Raw genomic sequence first — 16824 nt, forward strand, 5'->3', positions numbered from 1 at the left:
TACCGGTGCCAACGAGTTCGGGCCGGGCGCCCGGGACCGCCGCCTGGGAGCTGCTGCTCCCCGCCGCAGCCGCGCCCGCCCGCAGTCGTGGCCGCAGCCTGCAGTCGGCGCTGCGCGAGGCGGTGCGGTCCGGTCGCCTGGCGTCGGGGACGCGGCTGCCCTCCAGCCGTGAGCTCGCCGCCGACCTGGGCGTGTCCCGGGGGCTCGTCACGGAGGCGTACGAGCAGTTGACGGCCGAGGGCTATCTGCGCAGCGACCGTGGCGCGGGCACCTGGGTGGGCGGCGCCGCGCGGAAGGCCGCACCGGGGGCGCGCGATCTGGCGCCGCGTGAGGTCCACGCGCGCGTGGACTTCATCGCGGGCACCCCCGACCTGTCCCTGTTCCCGCGCGCCGCATGGGCGGCCGCGCACCGCGGCGTCCTGGCCGAACTCCCCCACCACGCGCTCGGGTACCCGGACCCGCGGGGCCTGCCCCGGCTGCGTACGGCCCTCGCAGAGCTGCTCGTACGCCGCCGGGGGGTGGTCGCGGACCCCGAGGCGATCGTCGTCTGCTCCGGCGTCGCGCAGGCCATGGCCCTGGTGGGCTTCGTGCTGCACGCGCGCGAGGTGCGCACCGTCGGCGTCGAGGACCCCGGAAGCCCGCAGCACGGCGAGCTGTTCGCCTCTGCGGACGTCGCCACCGTGCCGGTGCCCCTCGACGAGGAGGGTGTCGTCACCGGCGTACTGAGGGAGCGGGGCCTGCGGGCGGTCGTCACCACGCCCGCGCATCAGTTCCCGCTGGGCATCGGCTATTCGGCCGGGCGGCGCGCCGAACTCCTGGACTGGGCGCGGGCCGTGGACGGTCTGGTCATCGAGGACGACTACGACGGGGACTTCCGCTACGACCGTGCCCCGGTGGGCGCGCTGCAAGGTCTCGACCCCGGGCACGTCGCCTACACGGGCTCGGTCAGCAAGTCGCTCGCCCCGGGGCTCCGCCTCGGCTGGCTGCTCGTACCGGAGTCGATGACCGATGAGGTCGTCGCCCGCAAACGCATGATGGACCTGGGCAATCCGGCCCTCGACCAGGCGCTCCTCGCGCGTTTCGTCGAACGCGGTGACTACGACCGCCAGTTGCGCCGCTGTCAGCGTGCCTACCGGGAGCGCAGGGACGCGCTCGTCGCCGCCCTCGACGAGCACTTTCCCGGCACGGAGGTGTCCGGCATCGCCGCCGGACTGCACGTCATCGCCCGGCTGCCCCCGCAACGGGGCTCACAGGCCGACTTCCTGCGGCGGGCGGCCGCGGCGGGGGTCTCGGTCCGCCCGCTGAGCGACTACGGCTCGGCCGACGCCCCCGGCGTACGTCTCGTGCTCGGCTACGCCCATCTCACTCCTGCCCGGATCGCCGAAGGGGTGCGGCTTCTCGCCGAGGCGGACCACCGGCACGGTGACGCGACCGGGACGGTCCGGTGACAGCACGTCATTAGGGTCGGCCGGGCCCGGTGACCGCGAGCGCCGTCGTCCGGGCCCGGCGGCCCGAGCGAGCGGCTCGGACGCGGTGCCGGAGCAGTCCGGGGGGAGCAGACCTGTGGCCGAGGCCGAAGTCATCGTCCGGCTCCGCACCCCGCAGCGTCCCGCGACGGCGGGCACCACGGGGGTGCTGGACGTCAGCAGCCTGCTGCGGCGGTGGTTCGGCGTGACGGCGGAGCCGCTGCACCCCGGTGTCGACGACCCGGCCCTCGTCGGATGGCAACGGGTCGCCGTCCCCGCCGGCGTGGACGCCGAGGCCGTCGCCACGGCCCTGCGCGGCCACCCGGCAGTCGAGGCCGCCTATGTGAAACCACCGGCGGACCTTCCGTGACGTGGTGAAGGAGTCAGCTGTGCCACAGCGATCAGGTGCGGGCAACAGCCGGGGGAACAGCAGCCCGGCTCCAGAGATCGGACCACTCTTCGGACGCTCCGAGCTGGTGTGCGTCACGCGCGCCGACGCCGGGGTACGCATCACCGAGACCGGCGCGAGTGCCGCGGCGGACATCTCCGTCAGCGGCCTCGATGCCGTGGCGGCCCTGGAGGGCGTCACCATCAGGCCGCTGTTCGGCGTGGACAAGGAGAGGCTGCGGGCCCAGGCGGGGCCGCTGCCGGAGGCTTCGGGGGCCGACGACGCCACGCCGGAGATACTCGACCGGATGGCGCTCTTCTTCCATGTCGACGCGCCGGAGGACCAGTTGGACGCGCTGGCCGAGCGGCTCCGCGCGTCGGACGCCGTCGAGGGGGCCTACGTCAAGCCCGCCGCCGCCCTGGCCGTCCCCCGGGTCGTCCCGAAGAAGGAGAGCGAGGAGGCGGAGCAGCCGCCGCTCAACGACATGCAGCCGACGGGCGCCGACGCGCCGCCCGTGACCCCGGACTTCACCGCCCGGCAGGGCTACCTCGACGCGGCTCCGGGAGGCGTCGACGCCCGGTACGCGTGGACCGTCGCGGGTGGGCGCGGCGCCGGCGTCCGGGTGATCGACTGCGAGTGGGGCTGGCGCTTCACCCACGAGGACCTGCGCCTCAACCAGGGCGGCATCGTCTCGGGCACCGGGAGCACGGACACCGATCACGGCACCGCCGTGCTCGGCGAGATCGGCGGCGACGTCAACGCGTTCGGGATCACCGGGATCGCGCCCGACGCCGTCACCAGCGCGTCCGCCTTCTCCATCCCCACGGCCACGGCGATCCGCAACGCCGCGGACCGCCTCGGTCCCGGAGACATCATCCTGCTGGAGATCCATCGAGCGGGGCCGCACGCGACCGGCGTCGGCCAGGTCGGGTACATCGCCGTCGAGTGGTGGCCGGACGACTATCTGGCCATCCGTTACGCCGTGAACAAGGGCATCACCGTCGTCGAGGCCGCGGGCAACGGCGCGGAGGACCTGGACCACGCCGACTACGACACCCCGCGGGCCGGCTTCCCCGCCTGGTGGCGCAACCCCTTCCGGCGCACCACGCTGGACGCGGGCGCCGTGATCGTCGGTGCCGGGGCGCCGCCGCCCGGCACCCACGGCCGTCAGCACGGCCCGGACCGCTCCCGGCTCGACTTCTCCAACTACGGTGCCTGCGTGGACGCCCAGGGCTGGGGGCGCGAGGTGACCACCACCGGGTACGGCGACCTCCAGGCGGGCGCCGACCGCGACTTCTGGTACACGGATCAGTTCAGCGGCACGTCCAGCGCCTCGCCGATCGTGGTGGGGGCGGTGGCGAGCACACAGGGCGTCCTGCGTGCGGCGGGCCGTATCCCGCTGTCGCCCTCGCGGGCCCGCCAGCTGCTGCGCGCCACCGGCTCACCGCAGCAGGACGCGCCGGGCCGCCCGGCGACCCAGCGCATCGGCAGGCGGCCCGATCTGCGCCAGCTCATCCCTGCGGCCCTCCAGACGAGCAGCTGGGTCGGCGTCCAGTTCCGGGGCACCCTCGCCGGGCACCGCACCGGCCGCTGGTTCACCTTCAACTGGCCCGCCCACTGGCACGTGGTGTGGACGGTCGTCCCGACCAGTCCGCGCACCGGCGCCCCGCAGATCGGCTGGAAGGTCCGGGTCGAGCGGGCCAGTGACACGTACGCGACGTACTGGATCGACGTGACCAACCTCGTGGCCGACCCGGTCGACTTCGAGGCCCGGTTCGCGGTCCTCGGATGGTGATTCGCGGTTCTCGGACGCTGAGAGGAAAACGACGATGCGCGTAGGCACGCAGTTCACCGGCACACTCAACCCCGGGCAGACCGGGCGCTGGTTCACCTTCAACTGGCCACAGGGCTGGCACGTCATCTGGTACTTCATGCCGACGACTCCGCAGACCGGCAGCCCGCAGATCGAATGGGAGACCGAGGTGGAGCGCGCCTCGGCCACGACCGTCACGTACTGGCTGACGGTGAAGAACGTCGGCAGCACCCAGATGAACTTCGAAGGCCGGTACGCGGTTCTCAACTAGGCGAGGGGACGGCCATGCAGGTACACATCACGATCGCGGAGGACGCGGGCGCGGCGCCGACCGCCGCCACGGGCCAGCAGCTTGCCGTGCCGCGAAACGCCACGGGCACCGCCGAAGCCGGGCCCGTCACGGACGGCGGGGAGGCCCCGGCCTGGCTTACCGAACTCGTCAGGCTCGCCGACGCCGGTCAGGTGGCCCGCCCGGGCGAGGAGCCGCAGGAGGCCCGCGGGTCGTCCGATGGCCGGGCCATGGACGCCGGAAGCGCGAGGTGACGAGAACGTAGGAACAGCCGTATCAGGAGTTGGCCCACGCGCGCGTGCAGAGCACCAGGCGGTAGCCGTCGGGGTCCTCGACGGTGACGCCCCACTCGTTCCAGTACGGGTTGGGTGACTGCACGCGCGTGCCGCCGTGCGCCTCCAGGCGGGCCACCAGGCTGTCGGGGACCTGCTCGTCGAGGTAGATGACGAGCAGGTCCTCCTCCGTGGGGCGGGGCAGGACCGGCTTGTCGGCGTCGTGGACGAGTTCGAGATGCCAGGAGGCGTCCGGCCAGCCCGCCATGAGCAGATCGTGCTCACCAGGTACACCGCCGCCCTGCGAACGCCATACGACGTCCAGGCCGAGGCCCCCCACCCAGAAGCGCTCCGCCGCCGCGAGGTCGCGGGACGGGCGGGCGATACGTATGTGGCTCTGACCGTTGACCGGCACAGATCCCCCTTCGGTGGGGCGCGCTCGGCCGCGCGCCGCTGCCGCCGAGCGTAGCCAGCCGAAGATCCGGGCGACGCGGCCTTCGCACACCGGTTCCCTTGTGCCCATGGGCAGTTGTTCACTTGTGGTTTGTGTGTGCGCCGCCGCGCACCACTAGTTGTTGCCCTGCACACTGGTCGGACCTGTCACTGGAGGCGCATCCATGTCACACCCTCAGCCGAGCCCGTCACCACGCCGCCGCAGTGTGCTGCGCGGCTCGCTCGCCGTGCCGGCGGCGCTGGCCGTGCCGTCCCTCGCCGGGGCGGCCCCCGCGTTCGCCAGGTCGGGGCGCCCGCGGGCCGAGTGGGGTGTGCAGGCCGGTGACGTGACGGCGCACGCGGGTCTGGTGTGGGTACGTTCCGACCGTCCGGCCCGCATGATCGTGGAGACGTCCGCCACCGAGTCGTTCCGCAACCCCACCCGCTGGAAGGGCCCGGTGCTGGGTCCTGGCACCGACTTCACCGGGACGACGCGGCTGCGCGGACTGCCCGCGGGCGAGCAGATCCACTACCGCGTGACCCTGGCCGACCCCGACGACCCCAGACGCACGGGAGAGCCGGTCACCGGCACGTTCCGTACGACACCGAAGGGCCGCAAGGAAGGCGTGCGCTTCCTGTGGTCGGGGGACATCGCCGGCCAGGGGTGGGGCATCAACCCGGACCGGGGCGGCTGGCGCATCTTCGACGAGATGCGCCGCAGGGACCCGGACTTCTTCCTGTGCAGCGGCGACAACATCTACGCCGACGGGCCCATCCTGCCGAGCGTCACCCTGCCCGACGGGACCGTGTGGCGGAACGTGACCACGGAGGAGAAGTCGAAGGTCGCCGAGTCGCTCGCGGAGTTCCGCGGCGCCTTCCGCTACAACCTGCTCGACGAGAACCTGCGGCGCTTCAACGCCCAGGTGCCCTCCATCGTCCAGTGGGACGACCACGAGGTGCGCAACAACTGGTACCCGGGGCAGATCCTCACCGACGCCCGCTACACGGAGAAGAACGTGGACGTCCTCGCCGGACGTTCCCTGCGGGCGTTCAGCGAGTACTACCCCATCTCGACGCTGTCGCCGGGCGACGAGGACGGGCGGGTGTACCGCGTGCTGCGGCACGGACCGCTCCTCGACGTGTTCGTCCTGGACATGCGCTCCTACCGCAACGCCAACTCGCCGGGCCGGCAGCCCGACGACGCCACCGGCATCCTGGGCGCCCGCCAACTGCGGTGGCTGAAGCGCGAGCTGTCGCGTTCGCGTGCCACCTGGAAGGTCATCGCGTCCGACATGCCGCTGGGCCTCGTCGTGCCCGACGGCTCGGCGAACTTCGAGGCCGTCGCGCAGGGCGACCCCGGGGCGCCGCTGGGCCGTGAGCTGCAGATCGCCGAACTGCTGCGGCACATCAAGCACCGCAAGGTCACCGGAACGGTGTGGCTGACCACCGACGTGCACTACACGTCGGCGCAGCACTACGACCCCTCGCGTGCGGCGTTCAAGGACTTCGCGCCGTTCTGGGAGTTCGTGTCGGGACCGCTGGCGGCGGGCGGCTTCCAGGCCCTCAAGCTCGACCAGACGTTCGGCGCCGAGCAGCGCTTCATCAAGGCGCCGAACCGCTCCAACACCTCGCCGGCCGAGACCCCGCAGTACTTCGGCGAGATCGACATCGACGGCCACAGCGGGGACCTGACCGTGCGGCTGCGCCAGGAGGGCGGCGGAGTGCTGTTCACGAAGGTGCTGCGGCCGGGACGGGTGGGTCAGCAGTGATTTTGCCCCCGAACGCGCAACGAAAGGTCGCGTCCGCACTTCGGTAAAGACCAAAGTTGAACTAAACGGACAGAAGGCGTCTTAACTCATCAGTCACAAAACGTTCGTGATCACGCAACACCCTTCCTCCACAGTGACTGCATGAGTGCTGACATGTCTGATGTGACGCGAACCAAACACGGCCGCCCCGTGCACCACTGGCGGCGCGACCTGGTGGAACTGGCCGCCCTCTTCACGGCCGTCGCCGTGGCGGACGCGGTGGCGAACATGATCGGGCACGGCCCCGACGGCCCCGCCCTGCTCGTGATCTCGGCCGTGGCGCTGCTCGCCACGGTCGGGTTCCACACATGGTGGGCACGCCGCCACAACCACGCGCCCCCGACGGCGGACGATACCGACGCCCGGCCGCACACCGCCGGGCAGGAGGCCACAGGGGAGACGACCCTGTGGCGGATGCGCACCACCGTGCGGGACGAGCCGGGCGCGCTCGCCGCCCTGTGCACGGCGCTTGCCCACGACAAGGTCGACATCCTGAGCCTCCAGGCGCACCCGCTGGCCGAAGGCACCGTCGACGAGTTCCTGCTGCGCGCCCCCGCCGAGCTGCCCGCGGCGGGGATCAGCCGGGGCGTCGCGCAGGCGGGCGGCTCGGGCACCTGGATCGAGCGGGCGGACGCCCACGACCTGGTGGACGCCCCCACCCGCATCCTCGGCCTGGCCACCCGCACCGCCCTGGACGCGGCCGAACTCCCGCTCGCCCTTCGGCAGTTGCTCGGCCGGTGCACCATCCGTTCGCTGCCCGCGAAGCCGCAGGGCGCGGGCGGCCAGCGGGCCGACGCGCCCGCCGAAGGTGCCCCCGTCGAGGGCGCGCTCGAAGGGACGGTGCTGCGACTGCGGGCCCCCGAGGGGGAAGTGATCACCGTGGAGCGGCCCTATCTGCCGTTCACGCCGACCGAGTTCGCCCGCGCGCGTGCCCTGGTCGAGCTCGACACCCGGCTCGGCCCGCGCATCCCGCACAGCCAGGACGTGCTCACCCTCGCCGAGGGCAACTCCATCACCGTGCGCCGGGCCGACACCGCCGACGTCGAAGCGGCCAAGGCCATGCACGACCGCTGCTCGCAGCGCACCCTCGGCATGCGGTACCACGGCCCCGTACGGGACGCCGACCGCTATCTCACCCACCTGCTCAGCCCGCGGTTCGGCCGCACCCTGGCGGTGCAGACCGCGTCCGGGCGCGTCGTCGGCATCGGCCACCTCCTCTGGGACGGGGACGAGACCGAGATCGCGCTGCTCGTCGAGGACGACTGGCAGCGCCGCGGCATCGGCAGCGAACTGCTCGGCCGCCTGGTGTCCATGGCGGTCGAGGCGGGCTGCGAGAGCGTGTACGCGGTGACGCAGGCGTCCAACACGGGCATGGTCGCCGCGATGCGCGGCCTCGGGCTGCCCCTCGACTACCAGATCGAGGAGGGCACGCTGGTGATCACCGCCAGGCTCGAAGCTACGCCGGTGAGTTCGCGACTGCCGTACGACCAGCCGCAGGGGCGGGCGGAGCGGCACTGACCCGCGGCGCTCCGGCCAATACTCCGATACCGGCCGGGCAGGGACCGAGGGCGTTGTCGAGGTCCTGCCACAGGTCCTCGACGTCCTCGAGTCCGGCCGAGAGCCGCAGCAGCTTGTCGCTCACGCCCGACGAGCGCCGGTCCGCCGGGTCCACGACACGGTGGCTGATGGACGCCGGATGCTGGATGAGCGTGTCGACGCTGCCGAGGCTGACCGCCGGGGTGATCAGCCGCACCCCGGCGGTCACCTCGTGCGGGTCGCCGATGACCTCGAAGGCGACCATGGCGCCGCCGAGCCGCGGATAGTGCACCCGGCTCACGCGCGGGTCGGCGGTCAGGCGCCGCGCGAGCTCCGCCGCGTTCGCGGAGGCGGCACGCACCCGCACCGGGAGCGTGGCGAGCCCGCGCAGCAGCAGATAGCCCGCGAGCGGATGCAGCACCCCGCCGGTGGCGAACCGCACCTGCCGCAACTGCCGCGCGAACTCCTCGTCGCACGCGACCACTCCGCCAAGGACGTCGCCGTGGCCGCCCAGGTACTTGGTGGCGCTGTGCAGCACGAGCCGTGCGCCGCTCTCGACGGGCCGCTGGAGGACAGGCGTCGCGAAGGTGTTGTCGGCGAGCAGCGGCACCGTCCCGCAGGCGTGGGCCACCGCGCGCAGATCGAGTTCGGCCAGGGTCGGGTTGGCGGGCGACTCGACGAGCACCAGGCCCGTGTCGGGGCGTATCGCGTCGGCGATCCCGGCGGGGTCGACCCAGGTCACCTCGGAGCCGAGGAGCCCCGCCGTCAGGAGGTGGTCACTGCAGCCGTACAGCGGGCGGACCGCGACGACATGGCGCAGGCCCGCCGCTCCCCGTGCCAGGAGGACCGCGGTCAGCGCCGCCATGCCGCTGGCGAAAGCCACCGCGCTCTCGGTGCCCTCCAGCCTGGCCAGGGCGGTCTCGAAGCGGGCGACGGTGGGGTTCGCGAGGCGGGCGTAGACGGGCGGGCCGTCGTCCAGGGCGCCGTCGGCGGCGAAGGCGTCGATGCGCGCGGCCTCGCCCCGGGTGTCGTACGAGGGGTACGTGGTGGACAGGTCGATCGGGGCGGCGTGCAGGCCGAGGCCGGCGAGGTCGTCGCGTCCGGCGTGCACGGCCTCGGTGGCCAGGGCCCGGGGTGCGGGGGTTTCCGTGTTCGTGTCCATGCGGGACAGCCTGAACAAAGACCGGTGCCCGATGGTTGAACCCCGTGCTACGTTCGGCAAGTGGCTGATTCTGTCGTACTCGACCCGGTGGATCTCCGCATCCTGCGGCTGCTGCAGAACGATGCCCGGATCACCTACCGCGATCTCGCGGCCCAGGTCGGCGTCGCTCCGTCGACCTGCCTGGACCGTATCTCCCGATTGCGCCGCTCCGGGGTGATTCTCGGACATCAGCTGCGGCTCGACCCGGCGAAACTCGGGCGCGGCCTCGAGGCACTGCTCTCCGTGCAGGTGCGTCCGCACCGGCGTGAGCTCGTCGGGCCGTTCGTCGATCGGATCAGGGCGCTGCCCGAGTCCCGGTCGGTGTTCCATCTCGCGGGCCCGGACGACTATCTGGTCCATGTGGCGGTGGCCGACACGGCGGACCTCCAGCGGCTCGTTCTCGACGAGTTCACGGCGCGTCGCGAAGTGGCGCGCGTGGAAACCCGGTTGATCTTCCAGCAGTGGGAGTGCGGCCCGCTCCTTCCGCCGGGTCCGGGGAGCGATGACCAAGGGGAGACCTCCGGCCAATCGTGATGACGGGGGCGTGTCCCGCGTACGAGGATGTCCGCATGTCAGACACGAAGATCCCGAACACGAACGAGAGCGGCGGCCCGCTGCCTCGCCAGGTCGCCGACGCCTACGTCGACCAGCTCATCGTCCTCGACCCAATCAACGGCACGTTCCTCGGCGTCAAGGCCAGCCACAGCAAGCTCCCCGACGCCTCACCGGCGGGCCAGGAAGCCGTCGCGGACCTTGCCCGCACGACGCTCGCCCGGCTCGACGAGGCGGAGCGCAGGCCCGGCGCCGACAGTGACGCCGAACGCCGGTGCGCCCGGCTCCTCCGGGAGCGGCTCACCGCCGAACTCGCCATGCACGAGGCCGAGGAGGGACTGCGCGCGGTCGGCAATCTGCACACGTTTCCGCACGCGGTGCGCGAGATCTTCACCATGACGCCGATGGAGACGGACGAGGACTGGTCGGCGATCGCCGAACGGCTGCGTGCCGTGCCCGCCGCCTACGAGGGATATCGGGCGTCACTCGAACTGGGCCTGGAGCGCAAGCTGTTCGCGGCTCCCCGGCCGACGGCCGTCTTCGTCGAGCAGCTCGGCGAGTGGGCGGGACCCGGCGGCGACGAGGGCCGCGGCTGGTTCGAGGAGTTCGCCGCGGACGGGCCCGCGTCGCTCAGGGCCGAGCTGGACGCCGCGGCCCGCGCCGCCACCGCCTCGGTCGTGGCACTGCGCGACTGGATGCGCGACGTCTACGCGCCCGCGATCGAGGGCGCCCCCGAGACGGTGGGCCGCGAGCGCTACGCCCGCTGGTCCCGCTACTTCAACGGCACCGACCTGGACCTCGACGAGGCGTACGCGTACGGCTGGTCCGAGTTCCACCGGCTGCTCGGCGAGATGCGCGCCGAGGCCGAGAAGATCCTGCCCGGCGCCGGGACGCCGTGGGTGGCGCTCGCCCATCTCGACGAGCACGGCACGCACATCGAGGGCGTGGAGGAGGTGCGGGTCTGGCTCCAGGAGCTGATGGACGAGGCGATCGAGGCGCTGAACGGCACGCACTTCGAACTCGCCGAGCGGGTGAAGAAGGTGGAGTCCCACATCGCCCCGCCGGGCGGCGCCGCCGCCCCGTACTACTCGGGCCCGTCGGAGGACTTCTCGCGCCCCGGCCGCACATGGCTGCCGACGATGGGCGCGACCCGCTTCCCCGTATACGACCTGGTCTCCACCTGGTACCACGAGGGTGTGCCCGGACATCACCTCCAGATCGCCCAGTGGGCGCACGTCGCGGAGAACCTCTCCCGCTACCAGGCGACCATCGGCATCGTCAGCGCCAACGCGGAGGGCTGGGCGCTGTACGCGGAGCGGCTGATGGACGAGCTCGGCTTCCTCAAGGACGCCGAGCGCAGGCTCGGTTATCTGGACGCGCAGATGATGCGGGCGCTGCGCGTGATCGTCGACATCGGCATGCACCTGGAGCTGGAGATCCCGGCGGACTCGCCCTTCCGCCCGGGCGAGCGCTGGACGCCCGACCTCGCGCAGGAGTTCTACGACGCGCACTGCAGCCGGCCCACGGATTACGTGGCGAGCGAGATGACCCGCTATCTCTCCATCCCCGGCCAGGCCATCGGCTACAAGCTGGGCGAGCGGGCCTGGCTGCTCGGCCGTGAGAACGCGCGGCGGCGGCACGGCGAGGCGTTCGACGCGAAGGCGTGGCACATGGCCGCGCTGTCGCAGGGGTCTCTGGGGCTCGACGACCTGGTGGACGAATTGTCCGCGCTCTAGAGGCCCCGGCCTCAGCAGCCGCAGTCCTCCGCGTCCACCGGGGCCGTCAGGGCGTCGGGCGCACGTCGTTCGGCGCCCTCCCAGGTCTCGTACCCGAAGCCCTCGCGGGCCCAGTACTCGAAGCCGCCCAGCATCTCCTTGACCTGGAAGCCGAGTTGGGCGAGGGCGAGGGCGGCGCGGGTCGCGCCGTTGCAGCCGGGGCCCCAGCAGTACGTGACGACCGGGACGGACCTGTCGAGGAGTTGCTCCGCCTGCTCGGGGATGAGCGCGGTGGGCAGGTGGAGCGCGCCGGGGATGTGGCCCTGGTCCCAGGACGCCGTCGAGCGGGAGTCGACCACGACGAAGCCGGGGTCGCCGTCGGCGGCCAGCGCCGAGGCGACGTCGGACACGTCGGCGTGGAAGGCGAGGCTCGCGCCGAAGTGGGCGGCGGCCGCTGCCGGGGACGCGGGAGGGACCCGCAGGACGGCGTTCGGGGCGGCGGCCGCCGCGTCCGGAGTGCTGGAGCCGGTCGTCGTCTCGGTGTGCGTCACTGTGCTCATGGCCAGAAATCTACGGGGGAAGCCACCGGCCCAGAAGGGATGATCACCGGCGTACCTCTTGATCGGCCGGGGATTCCCCTGTTACCTCTCAGGCATGACCGGTTATTCCACGGACGCCACCGACTGGCGCATCCTCGATGTCCTCCAGCGCGAGGGCCGCGCCAGCTACGCCGAGCTGGCACGTGCCGTCGCCATGTCCCCGAGCGCCGTCACCGAACGGGTCCGCCGCCTGGAGGAGGCGGGCGTGATCCAGGGGTACGCGGCCGTGGTCGACCCGGAGCGTCTTGGCCTGCCGATCCTGGCGTTCGTGCGGCTTCGCTATCCGAACGGCAACTACAAGCCGTTCCACGACCTGGTCGAGGTGACCCCCGAGATCCTGGAGGCGCACCACGTCACCGGCGACGACTGCTTCGTGATCAAGGTCGCCGCGCGCTCGATGGGTCACCTGGAGGAAGTCGCGGGAAAGATCGGCGCGCTGGGTTCGGTGACCACCAGCATCGTCTACTCCTCTCCCCTGCCGAGGCGCCCGCTGGGCCGCTGAACCGCGCGCCCGATTCGCTCACGCCCCGCCGCGCTGCCGCACGACCGACCCCGCGCGCCCCTTCTCGACCTCCAGCTGCGCGTGGACACGGCGCCGCAGGTCCGCGACGTGGCTCACGATGCCGACGCTGCGGTCCCGCTCACGCAGGGAGTCCAGGACGTCGAGCACCTCGTCGAGGGTCTGGTCGTCGAGGCTGCCGAAGCCCTCGTCGATGAAGAGCGTGTCGAGCCGTACGCCACCCGCCTCGTCGGTGACCACGTCCGCGAGGCCCAGCGCGAGGGCGAGCGAGGCGAAGAAGGTCTCGCCGCCCGAGAGCGTGGACGTGTCGCGTTCGCGACCCGTCCACGCGTCGACCACGTGCAACCCGAGGCCCGAACGGCCGCGCCCCGTACGGTCGTCGGAGTGGACGAGGGTGTAGCGGCCCGACGACATGCGACGCAGCCGCGCGGTCGCCGCGGCGGCGACCTGTTCGAGCCGCGCCGCGAGGACGTAGGACTCCAGGCGCATCTTGCGTTCGTTGTCCGCCGACGTGCCCGCGGCGAGGCCCGCGAGGCGCGCCACGCGGTCGTGGTCGGCGCGCAGTGGCGCGAGCCGCCGGGCTCCGGCGGCCGACCGCTCGGAGAGCCGGTCGAGTTCGGCGCACCGTCGCGTGGCCGCGTCGAGCGCGGAGGCTGCCGCCCTGGCCCGTTGGTCGGCGTGCTCGGCGGCTTCCTGGGCGGCCGTGAGGTCGGCCGGCGGTTTCTCTGCGGCGGCGGCCGCGTCCGGCTCGGCGAGGAGGGACCGCACGGCCGCCTCCTCGTTCTGCCACGCGTCGACACGGTGCTGCAGCGCGCGATGGCCCGCGTCGTCGAGCAGGGCTTCGGCCGCGTCCTGCGGCGTGTCGAACCCGGCGCGGAAGGCGGCGTCGGCGAGTCGCGCGTCGGCGTCCTTGAGGCGCTGGGCGGTGTCGTCGGCGCTGCGCGCGGCCTCCGAGGCCTCGGTCAGGAGCGCGGCCTGCCGCTCCAGCTGGGCGGCTCGCGCGGCGACGCTGCCGCTGGCTCCCCGCGCGCGGGTCAACTCGGCTTCGAGGCCGCCTTGTTCGCGTTCCATGGAGTCGCGCAGGGTGGCGCGGGACGCGGCCCGCACGACGGCCTCCTGCCGTGCGGCGACCCTGCGGTCGTGCTCGCGCTCGGCCTGGGCGAGCGCTTCCCTCGCGGCGTGCAGCCCGGAGGCGCGGCTTCGGGCTTCGGTGTGCTCCCGTCGCAACTCCTCGACGAGTGCGGCGAGTTGTTCGACGAACGGCCCCTGGGATGCGGCCTCCGGCTCTTCGGCGGTCTCCGTGCCGGATGACCCGAGGGCCGCGGCAGTGGCCGCCGCCAACGACTCGCGCACCTCGCCGAGCTGCCGCTCCTCCTGCGTGCGCGCCTCCTCCGCCTGCCGGTAGGCGGCGAGCGCCGACTCCTCCGTGGCGCGGTCGACATGTCCTGCGCTCCGCGGTGCGGGCGCGGGGTGTTCGGTGGCGCCGCAGACCGCGCAGGGGGCGCCGTCGGCCAGATTGGCGGCCAGTTCCGCCGCGATGCCGGTGAGGCGCTGCTCCTTCAGGGCGAGCCAGTGTTCGTGGGCCGTGGTGGCACGCTCACGGGCCGCGAGGGTCCGCTCGTGCGCGGCGGCCGCTGCCCCGGTGAGCCGGTCGCGGCGGCGCGCCGCATCCAACCTGCCCTGCGTGGGCTCCAGTTGACCCGCGAGGTGCTCCGCGCGCGTCGCCGCCTCCTGGGCGGATTCGATGCGCTCCTGGAGCGCGGTCCTGGTCGCCTCCCAGCCGTCGAGCCAGCCCGCGGCCTCGCGGAGGAGCTCGTCGTCGGCGCGCTCCTCGCGCTCCAAGGAGGTGCGCTGCGCGCCGAGTTCGGCCAGGCGCCGCTCGGCGCGCCGGGCCGATTCGAGGCCGCCGAGTTCTTCGGCGGCCTTGCGCGCGGCGGCGGCGAGTCCCGCCGCGCCGGAGTCGGCGAACGCGGCGGGCAGTTGCCCCCTCGCCCGTGTCTCGTCGGCGCTCGCGCGGCGGTGTTCCTCCTCGGTGGCGCGGCGCAGGCCGAGCGCGGGCGCGACCCGTTCGGCCTTGCGGGCACGCTCCATCCGGTCAAGCCGCTCCCGGTGCTCCCCGGCCCGCTCCTGAAGCACCTCGGCCCGCTCCCGCGCCTGGGCGAACCGCGTCTGCAGCCGGTCGAGTTCGCGTACGTCGTCCAAGTGGCGTCCCGCGGCGGCCTGCGCGGACTCGGCGGCCATGAGCGCGCACTCGGCGACCGCGTGGCGCTCGCGGGCGCTGGTACGGGCGACGGCGGCCCAGGTCAGCACGGAATCGGCGAGCCCGGGGTCGCCGGGCGAGAGCTCGGGCAGCGGCGACTCGGCGTCATCGAGTCCGCCCCCGGCGGCCTGCTGCATCCGGTGCGCGTCGGCGAGGAGCTCCCTGTCGCCTTCCCGCACGGCACCCTCGGCCTCGCGCCGCTGCTCGGCGAGACGCTGCTCGACCGCCGCGAACCTGCGCGTGTCGAAGAGGCGTCCGAGGAGTTTGCCGCGGGCCTCGGCGTCGGCCCGCAGGAAGCGCGCGAAGTCGCCCTGGGGCAGCAGCACCACCTGGCAGAACTGCTCCTTGCTCATGCCGAGCAGCTGTGTGATCTCCTCGCCGATCTCCTGGTGGGAGCGGCTGAGGTCCTTCCACGCGGCACCGCTTTCGGCTTCCCCGGCCGCGTACTCCCGGAGCCAGCTCTGCGCCTTCTCCATGGTGGTGCCGGTGCCGCGCTTCTTCGGGCGCTCCCACGGCGGCTGCCGCGTGACCTCCAACCGGCGTCCGGCGACGGTGAGTTCGAGGCACACCTCCGTCCGCACACCGGGCTGCGCGTGGTCGCTGCGCAGCGTCACGCCCTGACCGCTGCCCTGCCGTGGCCCGGGCACCGAGCCGTACAGGCCGTAGCAGACGGCGTCCAGGACGGACGTCTTGCCCGCGCCGGTCGGTCCGTGCAGCAGGAAGAGCCCGGCGGCGGAGAGGTCGTCGAAGTCGATGTCCTGGGTGGTGCCGAAGGGACCGAACGCGGTGATCCTCAGCCGGTGCAGCCTCATCGGGCCACCTCGCGCAAGGTGTCGTCGCCGCGGACGGTGTCGAACGCCGCCCGCAGCACCGTCTGTTCGGGTACATCGGGTCCCGCGCCCCGCACATGGGTCACGAAGTCCTCCGCGATCTGCTGGTCACTGCGGCCCTTCAGGCGCTGGGCGTAGGAGACGTCCGGATCCTCGGGGGCGCGTTCGGGGTCGAAGACGAGGCTGAGGGTGTGCGGGAAGCGCTCGCTGACACGGGCCATGGGGTCGTCGGGGCGCACCGGGTCGGTGAGCGTCGCCTCGACCCAGGCGTCCTCGTGGCGGGCGAGCCCCGGGTCGGCGAGCAGCGTCTCGATGTCGCCGCGGATACGGGCGAGCGGGCGCGGCACCGGGCAGTCGATCCGCTCGGCCGCGATCTCCCCAGCGGGTCCGAGGTCCACGAGCCACATGCTCTTGCGGTGCGTGGACTCGGAGAACGAGTACGGCAACGGAGAACCCGAGTAGCGCACGCGCTCACTGATGGCCTGGCTGCCGTGCAGGTGGCCCAGCGCCACGTAGTCGACGCCGTCGAAGACCCCCGACGGCACGGCGGCGACCCCGCCGACGGTGATGTCCCGCTCGCTGTCGCTCGCCTCGCCTCCGGTGACGAAGGCGTGGGCGAGGACGACGGAACGGGTGCCGGGCGTCCGGGCGGCCAGGTCGGCGCGGACCCGGTCCATGGCGGCGCCGAGCACCGCCTCGTGCCCGGCCCTCGGCACCGCGAACTCGTCCTTGACCAGGGCCGGTTCGAGATAGGGAAGGCCGTAGAACGCCACGTCCCCGTGGTCGTCGGCCAGGACCACCGGGTCCGCGCAGGCGGCGGGCGCGGTGCGCAGGTGGATGCCCGCGCGGCCGATAAGCCCGGCGCCGACGCCCAGGCGGCGCGCCGAGTCGTGGTTGCCGGAGATCATCACCGTCGGGACGCCCAGGTCCGCGAGCCGGTGCAGCGCGTCGTCGAAGAGCTCGACGGCCGCGAGCGGCGGTACCGCCCTGTCGTACACGTCGCCGGACACGACGACGGCGTCCGCCTCGCGCTCACGCGCCGTGGTGATGAGGTGGCCGATGAACTCGGCCTGGGCGCCGAGCATGTTCACGCGGTGGAACGCCCGGCCCAGATGCCAGTCGGACGTGTGCAGAATTCTCAAG

15 protein-coding genes are annotated in these 16824 nt (G+C 73.0%); 10 read left to right on the top strand and 5 right to left on the bottom strand.

What is annotated here, in order from left to right; genetic code table 11:
- Window positions 1-5: 5 nt before the first annotated feature.
- From AB0I66_RS06660 to AB0I66_RS06680, 5 genes are all read left to right on the top strand, one after another.
- Window positions 6-1448: a PLP-dependent aminotransferase family protein gene (locus tag AB0I66_RS06660; RefSeq protein WP_363206577.1), complete on the top strand. Its 1443-nt coding sequence runs from the start codon at window positions 6-8 to the stop codon at window positions 1446-1448.
- Window positions 1449-1563: 115 nt separating this feature from the next.
- Window positions 1564-1836 carry a hypothetical protein gene (locus AB0I66_RS06665; protein WP_363206578.1) on the top strand — a complete coding sequence of 91 codons (273 nt, stop codon included), beginning with the start codon at window positions 1564-1566 and terminating at the stop codon, window positions 1834-1836.
- Window positions 1837-1855: 19 nt separating this feature from the next.
- Window positions 1856-3649, top strand: a complete 1794-nt coding sequence (locus tag AB0I66_RS06670; RefSeq protein ID WP_363206579.1) for a S8 family peptidase — start codon at window positions 1856-1858, stop codon at window positions 3647-3649.
- A gap of 34 nt (window positions 3650-3683) precedes the next feature.
- Window positions 3684-3938: a hypothetical protein gene (locus AB0I66_RS06675; protein ID WP_363206580.1), complete on the top strand. Its 255-nt coding sequence runs from the start codon at window positions 3684-3686 to the stop codon at window positions 3936-3938.
- A 14-nt stretch (window positions 3939-3952) separates the two neighbouring features.
- Window positions 3953-4210 carry a hypothetical protein gene (locus AB0I66_RS06680; protein WP_363206581.1) on the top strand — a complete coding sequence of 86 codons (258 nt, stop codon included), beginning with the start codon at window positions 3953-3955 and terminating at the stop codon, window positions 4208-4210.
- Between the two features lie 22 nt (window positions 4211-4232).
- Here AB0I66_RS06680 and AB0I66_RS06685 read toward each other — a convergent pair whose 3' ends face one another.
- Complete coding sequence (locus AB0I66_RS06685) at window positions 4233-4643, bottom strand: VOC family protein (protein ID WP_363206582.1); 411 nt, start codon at window positions 4641-4643, stop codon at window positions 4233-4235.
- 202 nt (window positions 4644-4845) lie between these two features.
- On the opposite strand from AB0I66_RS06685, the gene AB0I66_RS06690 reads away from it, so the two are divergent.
- Both AB0I66_RS06690 and AB0I66_RS06695 read left to right on the top strand, forming a co-directional pair.
- A complete protein-coding gene (locus AB0I66_RS06690) occupies window positions 4846-6429 on the top strand; it encodes an alkaline phosphatase D family protein (RefSeq protein ID WP_363206583.1) in 1584 nt (527 codons plus the stop codon).
- Between the two features lie 141 nt (window positions 6430-6570).
- A complete protein-coding gene (locus tag AB0I66_RS06695; protein WP_363206584.1) occupies window positions 6571-7986 on the top strand; it encodes a GNAT family N-acetyltransferase in 1416 nt (471 codons plus the stop codon).
- Here the strand turns inward: AB0I66_RS06695 and AB0I66_RS06700 are convergent.
- On the bottom strand, window positions 7925-9166 hold the full coding sequence (locus AB0I66_RS06700; RefSeq protein WP_363206585.1) for a PLP-dependent transferase: 1242 nt from the start codon (window positions 9164-9166) through the stop codon (window positions 7925-7927). The two genes, AB0I66_RS06695 and AB0I66_RS06700, sit on opposite strands and share 62 nt — an antisense overlap.
- Before the next feature lie 60 nt (window positions 9167-9226).
- On the opposite strand from AB0I66_RS06700, the gene AB0I66_RS06705 reads away from it, so the two are divergent.
- On the top strand, window positions 9227-9739 hold the full coding sequence (locus tag AB0I66_RS06705) for an Lrp/AsnC family transcriptional regulator (protein ID WP_363206586.1): 513 nt from the start codon (window positions 9227-9229) through the stop codon (window positions 9737-9739).
- 35 nt (window positions 9740-9774) lie between these two features.
- Entirely contained in the window at window positions 9775-11493 is a 1719-nt protein-coding gene (locus AB0I66_RS06710; protein ID WP_363206587.1) for a DUF885 domain-containing protein, read from the top strand.
- Window positions 11494-11504: 11 nt separating this feature from the next.
- Here the strand turns inward: AB0I66_RS06710 and AB0I66_RS06715 are convergent, their stop codons facing one another.
- A complete protein-coding gene (locus tag AB0I66_RS06715) occupies window positions 11505-12032 on the bottom strand; it encodes a rhodanese-like domain-containing protein (RefSeq protein WP_363206588.1) in 528 nt (175 codons plus the stop codon).
- A 94-nt stretch (window positions 12033-12126) separates the two neighbouring features.
- Between AB0I66_RS06715 and AB0I66_RS06720 the strand changes: the two genes are divergently transcribed.
- Window positions 12127-12573 (top strand): Lrp/AsnC family transcriptional regulator, encoded by a 447-nt coding sequence (locus AB0I66_RS06720; RefSeq protein WP_363206589.1) that lies wholly within the window; start codon window positions 12127-12129, stop codon window positions 12571-12573.
- Between the two features lie 18 nt (window positions 12574-12591).
- Here AB0I66_RS06720 and AB0I66_RS06725 read toward each other — a convergent pair whose 3' ends face one another.
- Window positions 12592-15663 carry an SMC family ATPase gene (locus AB0I66_RS06725; RefSeq protein ID WP_363206590.1) on the bottom strand — a complete coding sequence of 1024 codons (3072 nt, stop codon included), beginning with the start codon at window positions 15661-15663 and terminating at the stop codon, window positions 12592-12594.
- Window positions 15660-16823 carry an exonuclease SbcCD subunit D gene (locus AB0I66_RS06730; RefSeq protein WP_363206591.1) on the bottom strand — a complete coding sequence of 388 codons (1164 nt, stop codon included), beginning with the start codon at window positions 16821-16823 and terminating at the stop codon, window positions 15660-15662. The genes AB0I66_RS06725 and AB0I66_RS06730 overlap by 4 nt, the downstream gene beginning before the upstream one ends.
- Window position 16824: the final 1 nt, after the last annotated feature.

Source organism: Streptomyces sp. NPDC050439 (genome assembly GCF_040655335.1).
Classification (GTDB): domain Bacteria; phylum Actinomycetota; class Actinomycetes; order Streptomycetales; family Streptomycetaceae; genus Streptomyces.